Here is a 16,332-nt window from a genome sequence, read left to right as displayed (position 1 = left end):
TTGTAAAAAAGTGTTAAATAAACAGCCGCTAAAAATGCAATACGGCTAAATGTTTATATTAGCCCCTGTTACTTCTTTAACTTATATTGATGATCATACGTCGATTTTTACTCCTATTATGCCTGTTAACCGCATTTGGCGCATCTGTTTTTGCCCAGCAGGATAGCATCCCCCTAACAACCATAATCGAAAAAACAAGCAAGTTTATCAGCAGCTACCCTATCGAGAAAGTTTACCTGCATACAGATAAACCTTATTATGCTGTTGGTGATACCATTTGGTTTAAAGCCTATGTAACCATTGAAAAGCGCCAGCCATCAGCACTAAGCCGTATAGTTTACGTCGACCTGATTAACAACCGCGATTCCGTAGTTGAGAGTCAGCGCATTGCAGTTACAAACGGTTTTGCAAGTGGTAACATTGTGCTTAACGGCGATACTTATAAACAGGGAGCTTACCGCCTGCGAAGCTACACCAACTGGATGCGTAATTTTGACCCGGATTATTTTTATGACCATACTTTTAGTGTTGGCAATGCCATAGATAACCAGGTACGCACCAACATCACTTATAAAAGTTCAAGCAAAAGAACTGGCGTTAAAGTTGATGCCACCATCCTTTACAAAGGGCCGGACAACAGTCCGTATGCCAACAAAAAAGTAAACTGGCAACTGATGAAAAACGGCGACCCCGTAAGCAAAGGCCACGGCGTTACAGACGATAAAGGCGTATTGCAGGTTGACCTGCCCGAAAGCCAGGCCGATGTAATTACCGGCGGTATCCTGGTTACATCCATTGACGTTGGCGACCGTAAAACTATCAGCAGCAGCTTTTCTATGCGTACAGCCGTTAAAGGCTATGATGTGCAGTTTTTTCCGGAAGGAGGGCAGCTAACCAACGGGATCCGCACTAAAGTTGCTTTTAAGGCTATAGCCTCAAGCGGACTGGGCGTAGATATCAAAGGAACCATTGTTGATGATAAAGGCGCTGAGGTTGCCCAGATCAGCAGTGCTCATTTAGGAATGGGCATCTTCGCTATCACTCCTGACATCGAAAGATCGTACAAAGCAAACATTACTTTCCCCGATGGATCACAGGCTACCTATAATTTGCCTCGCGTACAATCAATGGGAATAAATATTGCCGTTTACAACAATGATCCAACCAATCTCACTGTAAAAATATCGGCTAACGATTTGTTTTTTCAGCGCAAACAAAACAAAAGTTTTTACCTGGTAGCGCAAAGCGGCGGTGTTATTTACTATGCAGCGCAAACTGTACTACAAAGCACGGTTTATTCGGCCAATATCCCTAAAAGTAAGTTCCCTACGGGTATTGTGCAGGTAACGTTGTTTTCATCGGGCGGATATGCTCTGTGCGAACGGATTGTGTTTATTCAGCATAACGACCAGATGAACCTGGCCCTTAAAACTGATAAACCATCATACACTACAAGGGGCAACGTTAAGATCACTGTATCGGCAAAAAACAATACAACCCCGGCCGAAGGCAGCTTTTCGGTAGCTGTTGTTGATGATGGTACAGTACCGTCAAATGAAGATGCAGAATCAACCATATTGAGTAATATGCTGCTCACCTCCGATCTGAAAGGATACATCGAAAAACCGAACTATTACTTCAATAAAACCGATGATGAAAAACTGGCCAACCTGGATATTTTGATGCTTACCCAGGGTTACCGTCGTTTTGATTATGAGGATATACTGGCTGACAAAAATCCGCCTATATACCTTATGCCGGAGCAAGGCATTGACATAACAGGAACATTGAGGACCAATGCAGGTCTCCCGGTAGCCAAAGGCAGCTTAAGGTTGCTGATTCCAGATAAAAACTTTTCGGCAGAAACAATTACCGATATGTCGGGCAATTTTAAATTCTCAAACGTGAATGTGCCGGATACATCAAAAATTACACTGAGTGCCCGCAACAATCCTAACGGACGCAACATGGTCATATCGGTTAATGGCGAAGCTTATCAAAAACTGAGCAAAAACAACAACATTCCCGATGAGATCCTGAACATTGACAGTACTTTCCGCCCTTATTTACAAAACAGCTATAAGCAATATCAAAGCTCACGTACCATAAAAGAAGTTGTTGTAAAATCAACCAAGATCGTAAAAAAAGCCAGCCATGCTGATTATGGCACGTTCTCAGGTTTACCTATGCAGGCCGATCATGAAGTATCTGCACAGCAATTACAGGGCTGCCCTTTGTTGTTAAACTGTTTATCAACCATGGCAATGGGCCTTACATATATCGACAACAATTTTTACGTTACCCGCGATTACAATGCCGGCGGCCGCACCCCGGTGCAGGTATATGTAGGCAGCCTGCCTGTTGATGCCAACTTTTTATCGAGCATCCCATCGAGCGAGGTCGAATCTGTGGAGATCTTTTTAAATGATGGGGTAAGCGGCATTAACCGTAGTACCCAAACCAAGGGCGTACTGGTGATTAACAAAAAGGTTGTTAAAAAACAAAAGATAACCCTCGCACAATTACAGGAACTTATCCCCAAACAAAATGTGATCACTTTTGCAGTGCAGGGTTACACTAAAGCCAAAGAGTTTTACTCGCCTAAATATGATGTAACCAAAGCAGGCACACTTGGCGGCGACTTACGTAATACTATTTATTGGAAACCTAACGTAATTACCGATAAAGCAACCGGCACTGCAACCATCAGCTTCTTTAACAGCGATCAGCGCGGCTCATACCGTGCTATAATTGAAGGGATTGACGCCGAAGGTAATATCGGCCGAAGTGTGATACATTATAACGTAAAATAAGATACAACCCCGGTTATTATATTTTGAAAACCCTGATCGCTTAAGCAGCAATCAGGGTTTTCCATTTATACCTATTCAGTGTTTTTTTTAAAAGCTTTAAGCCTTGTGCATTCAGCTTTTACCTATTAATAGTTTATATTAGTACAACCAATTAATTTAAACATTATCATCATGAATTTTCAACTTATCAACTGGCTGGCCGTTATGGTTGCAGCATTATCCGCGTTTTTAGTTGGCGGTATCTGGTACTCTCCTGCCCTGTTTGCCAATGCATGGATGGCAGATAATAAACTAACCAGTGCCGAATTACAGGCTTCCAACAAAGGCAGGGCCTTTGGCTTCACAGCTTTCTTTTCAATTATTATGGCTGTTAACCTTGCTATGTTTTTAGCCGATGCAAAAACCGATCTTGCCTGGGGAGCTACAGCAGGTTTCCTTGCCGGTATCTGGACATTCTGCGCTATTGCAATCCACAGCCTTTTTGAGCTCAAAAGCTGGCGGCTGATATTCATAAACGGCGGCTATAGCGTAGTGTCTTTAACCCTGATGGGGTTGATATTAGGTGCCTGGAGATAGGATGATTATTCACTAATAGAAAACGATTTTATGCGAATTACACAAATAGTCAACGAGCGTTAATTCGTGTAATTTATTTACACCCATTAGTGCAATTGGTGTAGATTCAAAATGACATTGATGTTATACATTTTATGAACAATACTGGTGATTTTTAGTTGAACTTTACAGTAGTCAATCCAAAATACATTACCATGGCAAGCACAACAAGTTCATTTGAAAAGACATTCACCATTGGTGGCGACATTACCATTAATCGTTTAGGTTACGGCGCAATGCGTATTACAGGTCCTGGCATCTGGGGACCGCCGAAAGATAAAGACGAAAGCATCCGTGTATTAAAACGCGCTGTCGAGCTGGGCGTAAACTTCATTGATACGGCCGATAGTTATGGGCCAAATGTATCGGAAGAATTAATTGCCAAAGCCCTGCACCCGTACCCTACCGACCTCCTGATAGGTACCAAAGGCGGCTTATTACGTACCGGTCCCAACGAATGGCCTGTGGATGCTTCGCCAAAGCATTTGAAGGAAGCTCTTGAAGGCAGCCTGAAACGCCTCCAGGTTGATCGTATAGATCTGTACCAGCTACACCGCATCGACCCTAAAGTTCCAGCCGAAAAATCATTTGAGTTTTTGCAAAAAGCACAGCAGGAAGGTAAGATCAGGCATATAGGCTTATCTGAAGTAAGCGTCGACGATATCAAGCTGGCCCAGCAATACTTTGAAGTAGTATCAGTACAAAACATGTACAGCGTTGATAACCGCAAATGGGAGGCCGAACTGGAATACACCCGCGATCATAACATCGCCTTCATTCCATGGTTCCCGCTTGGCGGCGGCAACGTACAGGGCGAAGACATATTAAGCCGTATTGCGGCCAAACATGATGCTACCATTCACCAGGTGGCATTAAGCTGGTTATTGCATCATTCGCCAAACATCCTGCTTATCCCCGGCACATCAAGTGTTAAACATTTGGAGGAGAATATGAGAACCGCCGATATTCAGCTGTCAGATGATGATATAGATGTATTGAACAGCCTGTCTGAAGTATAAATAAAACATTTGAAGAGCTAAAATTAAAAGGATGTCATTAATTTGGCATCCTTTTAATTTTGAATCAAATTGAAAAGGATGAACACCGGCAGCTATTATGAAACATTAGTCCTGAATGAAAAGTAAAGAAGAAATACTAAACAACTATAACACTACAGGCAAGGATGGCCTGCCTGAAATATCAGCCGAAGACCTGCTCAACGCCATGGAAGCCTACAAACAACAATGGGCCGAAGCGGCTTTTAATGCAGCAAGGAAACACCGCAACGAAGCTTACGAGTTTGAAACTTTTAATGATTTTATGGCGAGCACCCAGGCTAAGGAACAGGCACAGGATGACTTCGGTGCTATGATAGCCGCGGTAGCTGATAATGTAGTCGCCAATTTTTTGCCGGAAGACAGTTCGGTAAACCAGTTTGATTTTAATTTTACGATGCAGGGCAAGGGTTATACTGCTTTTTATGCCAAAGATGCTCAGGGATACTGGCAAATGAGCAGATGGTCGGAACAGTAGGCAGTGGGCAGTTTTGAATTTGCAGTGAAAATCTGTTTGACATTCTGTGATATTCGCTGTCCGAAGTCTCTGACTTCGAACAGCGGAGCTTCTTTTCGTCATTGCAAACTGTACACTAATAACTGCAAACCGGCTTAAACGTCTGCCACTTTAAAGGGCTTTACATCAACGCTTTCCCATACTTTTTGAGTAACATACGGATCATTTTGTTTCCAGGCTTCCATCTCTTCATCGGTTTCAAACTGTACTATCATGGTTGAGCCTATCATCTTGCCTTCTTCGTTCAGCATAGCTCCTCCTAACACAAAATTACCATTGGCTTTTAAAGCCCTGGCACCATCAAGATGATGAGGGCGGGCACCTAACCGACGTTCAAATGCTTCGGCATCGGTATAATCATAGGCGGTAACGAGGTATTGTTTCATGGATATCTATTTTAATTGGTACTTAAATACATGCCTGCAGCTTTGGCGCCTGCATGTTTTATCAGATCCGAATATCTGCAAAACTATCCCATTAAAATGAATTAAAAATTAAATTAAATTTATAACTGTAAAGTTGACAATTTTTACAATATTTGTTTTCCGAAAAACCAACCTGAATAATGAAGAATAATTTGCACCAGGAATTTATTAAGATCTTTAACAAAGAAGCAGACAACGCGTACTTTTCGCCCGGTCGTGTAAACCTTATTGGCGAACATATTGATTATAACGGTGGTTTGGTTATGCCATGTGCTATTACTTTTGGTACTTATTTACTAACCTCCCCTAATGAGGATGGCATCTTCCGGTTCAGGAGTTTAAATTTTAGTGAGCAAAAAGATATTCCGCTGCAAATCAGTTATGAAAAAACCGGTGAAAACTGGTTTAACTTTCCTATCGGTGTTATTGACCGCTTTATAAAGGATGGTCATCCGTTAAAAGGCCTGGATATGCTATTTTATGGCGATATCCCAATTGGCTCAGGTTTGTCATCATCAGCTTCAATCGAGGTGGTTACCTCCTATGCACTTAACGACCTGTTTAACAGCGGCTACAGCAAGCTCGACCTGGTTAAACTGTCAAAAGATGTAGAAAACAACTTTATAGGTGTTAACTGCGGTATCATGGACCAGTTTGCAGTTGCCTTTGGCGAAAAGAACAAAGCCCTGATGCTTAACTGCGATACCCTGGATTACCAGGCGGTTGACAGCAATCTTGGCGATTATGTACTTGCCATTATCAACACTAATAAACCCCGCAAACTGGCCGAATCAAAATACAACGAACGCGTAGAAGAATGCCAGGCAGCCCTAATGGCCTTGCAACAGCAACTGGACATTAAATATCTTTGCGAGATCAATAGCGCTACTTTTGAACAATACAAACACCTGATAACCGATCCGGTTGTGCTGAAACGCGCAAAACACGTAATTGAAGAGAACGACCGTGTAAAACTGGCCGCAACAGCCCTTGCAGATAACAACCTGACCGAATTTGGCAGGCTGATGTACGCCTCACATGATTCCCTGCGCGATTTATATGAAGTAAGCGGTGTTGAACTGGACGCGGTTGCCGAATACAGCAAAACCAACCCTGATGTTGCGGGCGCCCGTATGACGGGAGCAGGTTTTGGCGGTTGTGCTATAGCATTGGTAAAAGGTGATGCTTTCGACAAATTCAGCAAGGAAGTAACCGAATATTACACGCAAAAAATTGGCTATGCACCTTCAGTTTATAGCTCGCTTATTGGCGATGGTGTAGGCGAACTGGCTTCAGTAGCTAACTAACCGCTTTTTTGTATTTTTGCATTTGGTTCATAGTTGATAGTTCATGGTTCATAGCCTGTTATTAAACAAATATTGGCTATGAACTACGGTCTATGAACCATGAACTAAAGAGTATGCGCAAATTAAAATTGGACGAGCTGAACCGGGCTACGGTTGATGAATTTAAAGCACAGGATAAATTGCCGGTAGCAGTAGTGCTGGATAATGTGCGGAGTATGCACAACATCGGCTCTATTTTCCGCACCTCCGATGGTTTTGCAGTTGAACAAATCTGCCTTTGTGGTATTACAGCCCAGCCCCCTCACCGCGAAATTGAAAAAACAGCCCTTGGCGCAACCCAATCAGTAAACTGGACTTATTACGAAACTCCTTTGCAGGCTGTTGAACAATTACGTAACGATGGCTACCAAATCATAGCCATTGAACAAGCCGAAAACAGCACCATGCTTCACGAGTTTAAACCTGCCGAAGATGGCAAATATGCCCTGATTTTTGGCAACGAGGTAAACGGCGTAAGCGACGAAGTAATGCAAGCGATTGACGCCTGTATCGAAATCCCCCAGTTTGGCACCAAGCATTCGTTTAATATTGTAGTATCGGCAGGGATAGTGCTCTGGGATTTTTTTGCCAAAATGGCGATATAGAACCTCACCCAAACCCTCTCCAAAGGAGAGGGCTTAAAAAATGCTTCTTAAAGTCTCCCCCCTCGGGGGAGATTTAGAGGGGGTTACTTCCTCAGCACATAAAACGACATTTCCTTCCTCGTTACAAAACCGAGCTTTTCATACACTTTAATAGCCCTTTCATTTTCACTTTTCACATGTAGAAATGGAATTTCAGAAGCAGTTTTAATGCGTTTAGCTTGATTTAACAACAACTTTCCGGCATAACCACGCCCCAGATAATCGGGATGTGTACAAACAGCGCTAATCTCGGCATAAGGTGCAGGGTTTAAACGCTGACCGGCCATAGCAACCAACTTATCGCCATCAAATATGCCGTGATAATGTCCAAACTCAATAGTTCGCTCTATAAAGGGACCAGGATTGGTCAATTGGGTAAGTTCAAGCATCTGGGGCACATGTTGAGCTGTAAGCGGTAGCAAATCTTCATCAGCAAAATTAGCAGGTACTTCTCCCTCAAAAACCATCTGCAGGCATTTCAGGTAATGTACTATTTTCCACTGCTCCGGGATCACAATATCGTGCGGGGCAATAAAGATAAAATGGCTCTCAAAAGGAATTATATCGTAAAGCAGGTTAAAATTTTCAGCAGATATTTCAGGAATAGCAACAAAAGGCGAAACCTTCTTCGGGAAATATTTAACTATATTATTACCGCCCGCAAAAGCTTTATTACCGGTGCTAAGGGCGTTCCAGGCCGGGTTATCAAGTACATGTTCCATCAAGGCAAAGCTATTAAAAATACCATGCAGCAGGGTTTGGGCTTGTCATTCAATTTTAATTTATTGCTTACATTAGCTTTATCCATTATAAAACGTTTACAATGAATGCCCTTGCTAAAAAACTGCTGATCAAACCAAATTCACGCTGGTTGTTGCAAAATGCGCCCGCAGGTTACCAGGATAGCTTGTCTCCCCTGCCGGATAATGCCAGCCTTGTATTTAACACCGAAGGCGAATTTAACGGTATCCAGCTATTTGTGACCAACAGTACAGAACTGACATCCGAACTTAAGGTAATCACCCCCTTACTTAAAGACGATACTGTTTTCTGGATTATCTACCCTAAGAAAAGTTCAAGTATCCAAACAGATCTGGAAATGATGAGCAGTTGGGACGCCCCGGCTCTGTACGGCTTACGGCCTGTAGCATCAGCTGCTGTTAACGAAGTATGGACTGCATTACGCTTTCGGCCGGTTGAATCTGTAAAAGTTTCTGAAGGACGAAATGAGGCTGTACGAAATAATGAGTACGGCGATTATATTGACGTGGATAATAAAATAGTAACCCTCCCTGATTACTTAAAAGAAACATTGGAGCAACATCCGGCAACGCTTGACTACTTTCAATCGCTGGCTTACAGCCATAAAAAGGAGTATGTACTTTGGATCCTTACAGCCAAACAGGAAAAAACCCGCCAGGACCGCTTAACTAAAATGGTGGAAATGCTGCAGAATAAAAAGAAGAATCCTTCGGATAAATAGAAAGTTTCAAATGGTTACTAAACAAAAGCGCCCTGCATTTTCAACAAATACAGGGCATTTTTATGTTTAGTTTTATTTACCAGCCAGAGCCTTTTTTAGCATTACCATTTTTGATATGCTCTTCGGCAGTTGCTTTGCCCATGATGGCAGCCATTTTGTTACCTTCACTGTCAGTTCCTGTTGCAATGTACCTGCCCGATTTTACGTCGATAACGGGATTGATCATCGGTACATTTTTAGTTTTTGTTTTCACTGAATAAGCGGTGATGCCACTTCCTTTTTCTGTTGCCATGATAAGTTTCTTTTGTTTTTTAATGTTAACCCCATTTAAACTGAATTGTTTTCAGCACAGGTATAATTGGTTTCTATGCGTAAACATGCATCATTTTTTTTTAATTAAAAATAGCTGGGATAAATAATTTGTTAACAGATTTAAGTTTGTGTTAATAACGAATAAACCATCGTATCCTCAAAACGACCGTTATACAAATGATCTTCCTTAAAATAAGCCTCCTGCACAAAATTGTTTTTGAGCAATAATTTAATTGATGCGAAATTCGCCGGACTTACATAAGCTCCTATAGAATGCAGTTTCATCACATTAAAACCATAGTCGATAGCGGCGGTTATTGCCTCCTGCATGAGCCCCTGCCCCTGGTATACCGGGTTTAAAAGGTACCCGATCTCGGCACGGTGACTGTCTTTCTCTATCCGCCAAAAACCTATGCTCCCAATATATTTATTATTGTTTTTCAGGCAGATACACCAGGTAATACCATCGTTTTTGCCAAGCAGGTCTTCTATCACGTCTATCAGCGAAATGGCATCATCAATGGTTTTGTTGATTGGCCGATGAATGTACTGCATCACGGTTTCGTTCGATCTCATTTCAAACAAATCGGCAGCGTCATCACGGGTAAAACGCCTTAATATAAGGCGCTCAGTTACCAAAACAGGAAACGGATTAAAGTTGGGACTAAGCATAAATAATGTTAATAACCGGCTGCAATAGCGGCATTTTAAATAAAACTGTCCGCTTCGCGATACGCTTTAATTAATGCAAGCTCACCTTCTTTTCCTGTTCCGGCTGTGCCATGCTCCATACCCATTACGCCTTTATAGCCTTTATTATAAATGTGTTTGAATATGTTTTTATAATTAACCTCGCCGGTTCCCGGTTCTTTACGGCCGGGGTTATCTCCTATCTGGTAATAGCCTATCTCATCGTAAACCAAATCAAGTGTCGGGATAATATTACCCTGGTTACGTTGAACGTGATACATATCATACAGGATCTTACATGACGGACTTCCCACAGCCTTACAGATGGCATAAGCCTGGTCGGGTGTACGCAGGAACAGATCTGGATTATCACTTAGCGGCTCCAAAACCATAATAACGCCGTGCGGCTCCAGTATAGCAGCTCCCTTTTTTACGGCTTCAATAACATTGCCTGTTTGCACGCCGATAGGGAGTTTCCGCGCAAAATCGCCGGGGACTACAGTAACCAGTTTGCTGCCTATGCGTTTGGCTACCTCAACCGCCTGCTTACAGGAGGCGATGAACTTTTCAACCTGGTCGGCATTGCCTGTTGCCAGCATGTTACTATCGTTGCCCAAGCCTGGCTGCACAAAAACGCCCATTGCCATGCCCAGCTTCGCCAGCGTATCACCTATCTTTTTTTGCTGCTCAACCGGTCGGCCGCTCATGCCGTTATCCTCAATAGCGCGGAAACCTTTATCGTAAGCAAATTTTATCTGGTCGATAAAATCATCGCCTGCATGGCTTTTAAACATGCCGTCATGAATACCATAGTTAAGATTAAAAGGTTTATCGCCGACTACAGCAGCTACTTCTCCTGTAGGTTGAGCGCAACCGGTAAGCGCGGAGGCTTTTAAAACACCTGTGGTAAAAAGTGAAGCCCCGGCCAGTACCGAGCTTTGAACAAAGTTTCTGCGTTTCATGAGGTTTTTTGGGTTGGTTTACTGGCTAAATATAGTCATTGTGACAGTTAATTAAACAGCACAAGGCTTTTTACTATCACAATTAATCGGATTATGCAACCCCTTAAACTTGCCGGCCCGTAATAGTATATAGTCGTTACATTGTAACTATTTCGTGGCGGTAGCCCGGAGTGATTGAACCTTTTAGTATTTTAATTGTCATAACAAAAAAATTAACCACAGTTATGAAATTTCAATTAGGCTTTGTTTCCCTTATCACAATAACGGTTGCCTCTTGCTCGGGCAATCATTCAACAAATGATGCCGACACGGCAATAAAAAAGGAAGACACTGCCATGGCTAATGCACCCGACGCGCCGGCTGTAAATATGGAGTATTGCTTTTATACTACTGAAGGTACCGCCAGCCAGGATACTACAAAAGTTAACCTGCATATTAACGGCAATAAAGTTACCGGCGATATGGACTGGCTGCCCAAAGAAAAAGATGCCCGCAAAGGCAGCCTGATGGGCAATTTAAACGGCAATGTTATTAAAGCCTTATGGACTTACGGGCAGGAAGGCCGCACGGATACGCTGAGCGTAGAGTTTCAGCTAAGGGGTAACCAGCTTGCCCAAAAGCCTTACAGGTACGATCCCAAAACCGGCAAGCAACAAACCAACAGCACAGCTGATTATACAATAATTTACAGCATGAAAAATTGCCGTTAATTTAAACGCAATTTATAAATTAGCTAAAAAATAAAAGGTCAAGAAAATGGAAAAGCGCGAAACCAGTATACTATATCTTGTTTTAGGATTATATAGTTTAATGATAAGCTGGTATTACAATCACAGTGTTATTTTACTTATTATCCATTACATATTTTGGCCTGTTTACCTGATATATGAGCTGTTGATAGGCCACCTTGCCCACGGCATGTGGAAAACCATCCCACTTTCATATTTTAAATAAAGTAAAGCAGTACTCTATAAAACAGAAAAACCACCCTAAAATCATACCAGGGTGGTTTTTCCTTTTTTATTAAACCTTTTCAACCACGACAGCGGTACCGTAAGCAAGCACTTCTGTAACGCCCTGCATTACTTCGTTGGCATCATAACGCATGTTAATAATGGCATTGGCACCAATAGCCTGCGCGTGCTGAATTAAAAGCTGGTAAGCCTCTTCGCGTGCGTTTTCGCACAGTTCAACATAAATTGAAAGCCTGCCGCCAAACAGCGATTGAAAACCGCCGGCAATATTGCCCAAGGCGCTGCGGCTGCGCACCGTAATGCCGCGTACAACGCCTAAATGCCTGGTAACCCTGTAGCCATCTAAGGCTGTACTGGTAGTAATAAGTGATGTATCCATTTTTAGTTTAAGTTTGTTAGCCAGCAATTTAACCGGCCTGATTTTTATTTAGATGTAGTATGGTTAACGATATTACGTAAATATCTGTTTTTATTTTTTGAGATCAATGGTTGTGATCAGAGATTAGTGGCTGGAGGTTAGAGATTAGTTTCTTTGCATATACAATCGCTAATGATATCTGAATTAAGAGCAAATCCTAAAATCCGTTTAATCCAGGTCAGAAACATAGCCGGTATCCGCTATTAACCAACGCAAACTCCGTTTTCAATTTAAGTAATCGAAGCAAACTACCCATGCTCCTTAAACCACCAACCATGATCTATGAACTATAAACCATGGTCTATAGACCATCGACTATGGACTAAAAAACGTACCTTCGCCAAAAAATTAAAATAGATGCCTGATAAAATTAAAGCTGTTTTTTTAGATCGTGATGGTGTGTTAAACCAGGAAATGGGTGATTACGTTCGCCGTTTTGAGGATTTCCATGTACTTGATAACTTTGATGCCCTTAAAACCCTGCAGGATCGCGGCTATATGCTGCTTGTTGCTACCAACCAGGGTGGTTTGGCCAAAGGCTGGTATACCGAAGAGGAACTGGCAAAAATGCACGCTCACCTGAAACAGGTTTATCATGAACACGGCGTTGAACTTACCGACTTTTTTTACTGCCCGCATCACCCCAACTTTACCGGCGACTGCGATTGCCGCAAACCAAAACCGGGGCTCCTGCTGCAAGGCATAGCTAAATATAACATTGATCCGTCAAAATCTTACTTTATAGGCGACCGTGAACGCGATGTTGAAGCGGGAACTGCTGCCGGGGTAAAAGGCATCCTGATTGACAGCGACCAGCCGATCAGTACGGTGCTGGATCTGATACTGTAAAAGCAAAAACATATGTCATTGCGAGCGTAGCGCGGCAATCTCGTAGCCAATGCATTTCCGATCTGCTTGGCTACGAGATTGCTTCGTCGTTCCTCCTCGCAATGACATAAAAATAAAGCCCTTTCCCTAAAACATTTTCTTCTCTCCCGCTTTTTACAAATATTTATATTATCCTATGCAAAAAAGCCGCTACTTAAAAAACCTTGATGCTGTAATAGCCGCCTTAATCGGCTGGTTTATATTAAGCTTGTTTTTCAGGTATAGCGGTGTAGGAGTTTCTCCGGATAGTATCATGTATACCAGCGCGGCCAGGAGCTTTAAAGACCACGGTACCCTGCTAACGTTTAACCATGTACCTATTGTTGACTTTCCGGTTTTCTATCCTATTTATCTTGGTATAATTTCAGTTATCACCCAGATAGATCCTGTTAAGTTTGGCGCAATGTTGAATGGCATCATGTTCGCCACACTCATTTTCACCAGCGGCTGGATCATGGAACACTTTGTACCTGCCTCAAGAATTTATAAATGGCTGATGCTGGCGGCAATTATCCTCAGTCCACCGTTGTTACAGGTATATTCATACTTATGGTCGGAGACCTTGTTCATTCTTGAGATCCTGTTTTTTTTGGTTGCTTTCCGCGAATACCTTTTAAAACACACGCTTAAAGCACTTATAGTGGCAGCCGTTATAGCAGCAATAAGTTGCATAACCAGGTATGCGGCAGTTACCATTGTAGGTACAGGCGGTTTACTTTTGCTATTGGACAGGGTATTGCCCCTTAAAAAGAAGATTACCCATATCATTGTTTACGGGCTAATTTGTATCTCGCTATTGGTAAGTAACCTCGTATTCAATGCTTTTGTGACAGGTACAACAACCGGTCCGCGGGAGCCATCTATCACTCCGTTTAGCAAAAACCTGTATTACTTCGGCACCGTAATGTGCGACTGGATGGGTCTCACTCCCAATCAATACTGGGCTGCTACACCTATAGCTATTATTATTTTCCTGGGCTTTATCGCTGCCCTGGCATTTAATTATTATCGCCGCAAGCTGGATAGCTTTGAAAATTTGGCCATTACTTTCGCATTGGTTTACGGGGCTTTTATTGTGCTCTCATCTACTTTCTCAAGGTATGAACGGATCAATCACCGCCTGTTATCGCCATTGTACATTTCGGCTTTATGGGGATATACCAGTTGGGCTTTGCTCCTGCTGAAAAAAATAAACAATACCACTACCCGGCGCATTATCGGTGCTGTAATGATTATGCTGATGCTGGGTTTTATCACCAGCGAATTTTTGATAGATAAAGCCCGGTACAACGACCAGGTAGCCGACGAATACGGTAACCCCGGCTATACCGACGAAAGCTGGATAGATTCGGAATTTGCAGCCTATTTAAGGGGTACAGACCACAGCCTGTTTAAACCCGGCGTCAAAATCTATACCGACGCGCATGAAGCCGTTTACTTTTTCTCGGGCATGTCATCATACCTGGTGCCGCACCGTTTCTTTACTAAGGATATCGATAAGTTTTATAAGGTGAAACATTATTATCTTATTTGGTTTAATGTATTGGAGAACCCTGAACTGATCAACCTGAAGGATATTCAAAAAGTTAAAAACCTTAAAAAGATCAAGGATTTTGGCGAAGAAGGGGCGATTTATGAATATAAGTCTGAACCATGATTTATAGGATTTTAGGATTACCATGAATTCCATTCCCACCGTTATTGGTGATGACACGCTCCCGCCATTGTTGGTGTTGTCACCAACAACTTGTTCCCGTATCTTTTTATGAACCTATAAGGCCGCTATGCATAGCGTAAAAGTTGTAGGTGACAACACCAACAACGGCAAAAGTGATGACAAGCTGACCACAAGTTTAATATTTTAACAAATCTTTTGCCGTAACCCCCTATCTAAATCAAGTAATTGACAGCTAGTAACTTAATTTCGAATATTCAAATTTATCTTAACCCTGTTAACCCCCTCTCATTGCAATCTGCGGTTGCTGTTGTCACCAACAACGGCAAAGGTTAACAAAATTAAATTCTAAAAGCTCGTTCAATCGGACATAAAACTTCTTGAAAATTTCACGCACCCGTATACTTTTTTACATTAAATTTTGATTTAAAAAACATCTGTCTATATTTGCACCGCTAATCTATAGTTTTACTATATAAAAAATGAACGGTATCGCACTACATCATCTTCATCTGCATCACCACCATGTGGTGATCAGCTAATATGTATGTTTCTACGCGAAATAACAACCTCCGTTTATATTCTTTTTTATCATAGTCTCTTAAATTCAATCTTTTGAAAACACTTAAAATAGCTATCCAAAAATCGGGTAGGCTCAACGAAAAATCTGTTGAATTATTAAAAAATTGCGGCTTAAACTTTGAAAACTACAAAAGCTCGCTTATCTCTCCGGTATCCAATTTCCCTTTAGAGATCCTTTTCCTCCGTGATGATGATATCCCTGAATATGTGCAGGATGGTATTGCCGATTTAGGTATCGTAGGCGAAAATGTGATCCAGGAAACCGAAGTTGAAGTAAGCTATCTGCAGCGCCTTGGTTTTGGTAAATGCTCGCTCAAGATAGCAGTGCCCAACAACAGCGATATCAACTCACTGGCCGATTTACACGGCAAAGCAATTGCTACCACCTACCCTGCCATTTTAGGCAAGTTTTTAAAACAACAAAATATTACTTCAGATATCCGCACCATTTCCGGTTCGGTTGAAATATCACCAGGCTTAGGTCTTAGCGACGCCATTTGCGATTTGGTATCAACAGGCGGTACCCTTAAAAGCAACGGACTGAAACCTTTTGCCGATGTAATGTCATCTGAAGCGGTACTGATAGGCAGCAAGGCCATTGCCGAAAGCGACCTTGTGCAGGAACTGATCCAGCGTATTCAATCAGTTTTACGCGCTAAAGAAACTAAATACGTGGTACTTAACGTTGAGAAAAAAAACCTCGATGCCGTTATTGCTTTATTGCCGGGCGTAAAAAGCCCGTCGGTAGTACCATTGGCCGAAGATGGCTGGGTAGCAGTACACACCGTAATTCCCGAACGTGATTTTTGGAACCGTATAAGCCAGCTTAAACAGGCCGGCGCGCAAGGCATTGTAGTAATGCCTATTGAGAAGATCATTTTATAGTAGTTGGCAGTGGCTGTTGGCAGTTTGCACTATGGTAAATTGCTGATT

At 42.2% G+C, this 16,332-nt stretch carries 18 protein-coding genes; 12 read left to right on the top strand and 6 right to left on the bottom strand.

Annotated elements, in window-relative coordinates:
• Positions 1 to 89 precede the first annotated feature (89 nt).
• From BLS28_RS00890 to BLS28_RS00875, 4 genes are all read left to right on the top strand, one after another.
• Positions 90 to 2,813, top strand: coding sequence for a hypothetical protein (locus BLS28_RS00890; protein ID WP_091162358.1), 2,724 nt, complete (start codon positions 90 to 92; stop codon positions 2,811 to 2,813).
• Between the two features lie 171 nt (positions 2,814 to 2,984).
• Positions 2,985 to 3,389 (top strand): DUF1761 domain-containing protein, encoded by a 405-nt coding sequence (locus BLS28_RS00885; RefSeq protein ID WP_091162357.1) that lies wholly within the window; start codon positions 2,985 to 2,987, stop codon positions 3,387 to 3,389.
• A 194-nt stretch (positions 3,390 to 3,583) separates the two neighbouring features.
• Positions 3,584 to 4,447, top strand: a complete 864-nt coding sequence (locus BLS28_RS00880; RefSeq protein ID WP_091162355.1) for an aldo/keto reductase — start codon at positions 3,584 to 3,586, stop codon at positions 4,445 to 4,447.
• 115 nt (positions 4,448 to 4,562) lie between these two features.
• On the top strand, positions 4,563 to 4,961 hold the full coding sequence (locus BLS28_RS00875; RefSeq protein ID WP_091162353.1) for a hypothetical protein: 399 nt from the start codon (positions 4,563 to 4,565) through the stop codon (positions 4,959 to 4,961).
• A 134-nt stretch (positions 4,962 to 5,095) separates the two neighbouring features.
• On the opposite strand, the gene BLS28_RS00870 is transcribed toward BLS28_RS00875, so the two are convergent.
• Positions 5,096 to 5,386 (bottom strand): YciI family protein, encoded by a 291-nt coding sequence (locus BLS28_RS00870; RefSeq protein ID WP_091162351.1) that lies wholly within the window; start codon positions 5,384 to 5,386, stop codon positions 5,096 to 5,098.
• A 179-nt stretch (positions 5,387 to 5,565) separates the two neighbouring features.
• Between BLS28_RS00870 and BLS28_RS00865 the strand changes: the two genes are divergently transcribed.
• Positions 5,566 to 6,732, top strand: coding sequence for a galactokinase (locus BLS28_RS00865; RefSeq protein ID WP_091162349.1), 1,167 nt, complete (start codon positions 5,566 to 5,568; stop codon positions 6,730 to 6,732).
• A gap of 113 nt (positions 6,733 to 6,845) precedes the next feature.
• Positions 6,846 to 7,376, top strand: a complete 531-nt coding sequence (locus BLS28_RS00860) for an RNA methyltransferase (protein ID WP_091162906.1) — start codon at positions 6,846 to 6,848, stop codon at positions 7,374 to 7,376.
• Positions 7,377 to 7,459: 83 nt separating this feature from the next.
• On the opposite strand, the gene BLS28_RS00855 is transcribed toward BLS28_RS00860, so the two are convergent.
• Positions 7,460 to 8,137: a GNAT family N-acetyltransferase gene (locus tag BLS28_RS00855; RefSeq protein WP_091162347.1), complete on the bottom strand. Its 678-nt coding sequence runs from the start codon at positions 8,135 to 8,137 to the stop codon at positions 7,460 to 7,462.
• Between the two features lie 101 nt (positions 8,138 to 8,238).
• Here BLS28_RS00855 and BLS28_RS00850 point away from each other — a divergent pair, with 101 nt between their 5' ends.
• Positions 8,239 to 8,898, top strand: coding sequence for a YdeI/OmpD-associated family protein (locus tag BLS28_RS00850; protein WP_091162345.1), 660 nt, complete (start codon positions 8,239 to 8,241; stop codon positions 8,896 to 8,898).
• Positions 8,899 to 8,974: 76 nt separating this feature from the next.
• Here BLS28_RS00850 and BLS28_RS00845 read toward each other — a convergent pair whose 3' ends face one another.
• The 3 genes from BLS28_RS00845 to BLS28_RS00835 all read right to left on the bottom strand — a co-directional run bounded on the left by BLS28_RS00845 (position 8,975) and on the right by BLS28_RS00835 (position 10,862).
• The gene (locus BLS28_RS00845) at positions 8,975 to 9,190 is read right to left on the bottom strand and encodes a hypothetical protein (protein WP_090526601.1); all 216 of its coding nucleotides are present in this window, start codon (positions 9,188 to 9,190) and stop codon (positions 8,975 to 8,977) included.
• Positions 9,191 to 9,330: 140 nt separating this feature from the next.
• Positions 9,331 to 9,882 carry a GNAT family N-acetyltransferase gene (locus BLS28_RS00840; protein ID WP_091162342.1) on the bottom strand — a complete coding sequence of 184 codons (552 nt, stop codon included), beginning with the start codon at positions 9,880 to 9,882 and terminating at the stop codon, positions 9,331 to 9,333.
• A 35-nt stretch (positions 9,883 to 9,917) separates the two neighbouring features.
• The gene (locus tag BLS28_RS00835) at positions 9,918 to 10,862 is read right to left on the bottom strand and encodes a hydroxypyruvate isomerase family protein (protein WP_091162340.1); all 945 of its coding nucleotides are present in this window, start codon (positions 10,860 to 10,862) and stop codon (positions 9,918 to 9,920) included.
• 224 nt (positions 10,863 to 11,086) lie between these two features.
• Here BLS28_RS00835 and BLS28_RS00830 point away from each other — a divergent pair, with 224 nt between their 5' ends.
• Positions 11,087 to 11,572: a hypothetical protein gene (locus BLS28_RS00830; protein WP_091162338.1), complete on the top strand. Its 486-nt coding sequence runs from the start codon at positions 11,087 to 11,089 to the stop codon at positions 11,570 to 11,572.
• A 46-nt stretch (positions 11,573 to 11,618) separates the two neighbouring features.
• Positions 11,619 to 11,816, top strand: coding sequence for a hypothetical protein (locus BLS28_RS00825; protein ID WP_090526592.1), 198 nt, complete (start codon positions 11,619 to 11,621; stop codon positions 11,814 to 11,816).
• 69 nt (positions 11,817 to 11,885) lie between these two features.
• On the opposite strand, the gene BLS28_RS00820 is transcribed toward BLS28_RS00825, so the two are convergent.
• The gene (locus tag BLS28_RS00820; RefSeq protein WP_090526590.1) at positions 11,886 to 12,215 is read right to left on the bottom strand and encodes a YbjQ family protein; all 330 of its coding nucleotides are present in this window, start codon (positions 12,213 to 12,215) and stop codon (positions 11,886 to 11,888) included.
• A 396-nt stretch (positions 12,216 to 12,611) separates the two neighbouring features.
• Between BLS28_RS00820 and BLS28_RS00815 the strand changes: the two genes are divergently transcribed.
• From BLS28_RS00815 to hisG, 3 genes are all read left to right on the top strand, one after another.
• Complete coding sequence (locus BLS28_RS00815) at positions 12,612 to 13,103, top strand: D-glycero-alpha-D-manno-heptose-1,7-bisphosphate 7-phosphatase (RefSeq protein ID WP_090526588.1); 492 nt, start codon at positions 12,612 to 12,614, stop codon at positions 13,101 to 13,103.
• 175 nt (positions 13,104 to 13,278) lie between these two features.
• On the top strand, positions 13,279 to 14,799 hold the full coding sequence (locus BLS28_RS00810; RefSeq protein WP_091162335.1) for a hypothetical protein: 1,521 nt from the start codon (positions 13,279 to 13,281) through the stop codon (positions 14,797 to 14,799).
• 633 nt (positions 14,800 to 15,432) lie between these two features.
• Positions 15,433 to 16,284, top strand: a complete 852-nt coding sequence (hisG, locus tag BLS28_RS00805) for an ATP phosphoribosyltransferase (protein WP_090526584.1) — start codon at positions 15,433 to 15,435, stop codon at positions 16,282 to 16,284.
• Positions 16,285 to 16,332 lie beyond the last annotated feature (48 nt).

Origin of the sequence: Mucilaginibacter gossypii (assembly GCF_900100945.1) — a bacterium.
GTDB lineage: Bacteria > Bacteroidota > Bacteroidia > Sphingobacteriales > Sphingobacteriaceae > Mucilaginibacter > Mucilaginibacter gossypii.
This window is presented reverse-complemented; position numbering and strand designations above follow the sequence as displayed.

Excerpts from the sequence above, each read along its gene's own strand:
- BLS28_RS00850 (WP_091162345.1), top strand. The coding sequence starts at position 8,239 with ATGAATGCCCTTGCTAAAAAACTGCTGATCAAACCAAATTCACGCTGG.
- BLS28_RS00820 (WP_090526590.1), bottom strand. The coding sequence starts at position 12,215 with ATGGATACATCACTTATTACTACCAGTACAGCCTTAGATGGCTACAGG.
- BLS28_RS00865 (WP_091162349.1), top strand. The coding sequence starts at position 5,566 with ATGAAGAATAATTTGCACCAGGAATTTATTAAGATCTTTAACAAAGAA.
- BLS28_RS00875 (WP_091162353.1), top strand. The coding sequence starts at position 4,563 with ATGAAAAGTAAAGAAGAAATACTAAACAACTATAACACTACAGGCAAG.
- BLS28_RS00860 (WP_091162906.1), top strand. The coding sequence starts at position 6,846 with ATGCGCAAATTAAAATTGGACGAGCTGAACCGGGCTACGGTTGATGAA.
- BLS28_RS00835 (WP_091162340.1), bottom strand. The coding sequence starts at position 10,862 with ATGAAACGCAGAAACTTTGTTCAAAGCTCGGTACTGGCCGGGGCTTCA.
- BLS28_RS00825 (WP_090526592.1), top strand. The coding sequence starts at position 11,619 with ATGGAAAAGCGCGAAACCAGTATACTATATCTTGTTTTAGGATTATAT.
- BLS28_RS00840 (WP_091162342.1), bottom strand. The coding sequence starts at position 9,882 with ATGCTTAGTCCCAACTTTAATCCGTTTCCTGTTTTGGTAACTGAGCGC.
- BLS28_RS00845 (WP_090526601.1), bottom strand. The coding sequence starts at position 9,190 with ATGGCAACAGAAAAAGGAAGTGGCATCACCGCTTATTCAGTGAAAACA.
- BLS28_RS00855 (WP_091162347.1), bottom strand. The coding sequence starts at position 8,137 with ATGGAACATGTACTTGATAACCCGGCCTGGAACGCCCTTAGCACCGGT.
- BLS28_RS00890 (WP_091162358.1), top strand. The coding sequence starts at position 90 with ATGATCATACGTCGATTTTTACTCCTATTATGCCTGTTAACCGCATTT.
- BLS28_RS00880 (WP_091162355.1), top strand. The coding sequence starts at position 3,584 with ATGGCAAGCACAACAAGTTCATTTGAAAAGACATTCACCATTGGTGGC.
- BLS28_RS00830 (WP_091162338.1), top strand. The coding sequence starts at position 11,087 with ATGAAATTTCAATTAGGCTTTGTTTCCCTTATCACAATAACGGTTGCC.
- BLS28_RS00870 (WP_091162351.1), bottom strand. The coding sequence starts at position 5,386 with ATGAAACAATACCTCGTTACCGCCTATGATTATACCGATGCCGAAGCA.
- BLS28_RS00810 (WP_091162335.1), top strand. The coding sequence starts at position 13,279 with ATGCAAAAAAGCCGCTACTTAAAAAACCTTGATGCTGTAATAGCCGCC.
- BLS28_RS00885 (WP_091162357.1), top strand. The coding sequence starts at position 2,985 with ATGAATTTTCAACTTATCAACTGGCTGGCCGTTATGGTTGCAGCATTA.
- BLS28_RS00815 (WP_090526588.1), top strand. The coding sequence starts at position 12,612 with ATGCCTGATAAAATTAAAGCTGTTTTTTTAGATCGTGATGGTGTGTTA.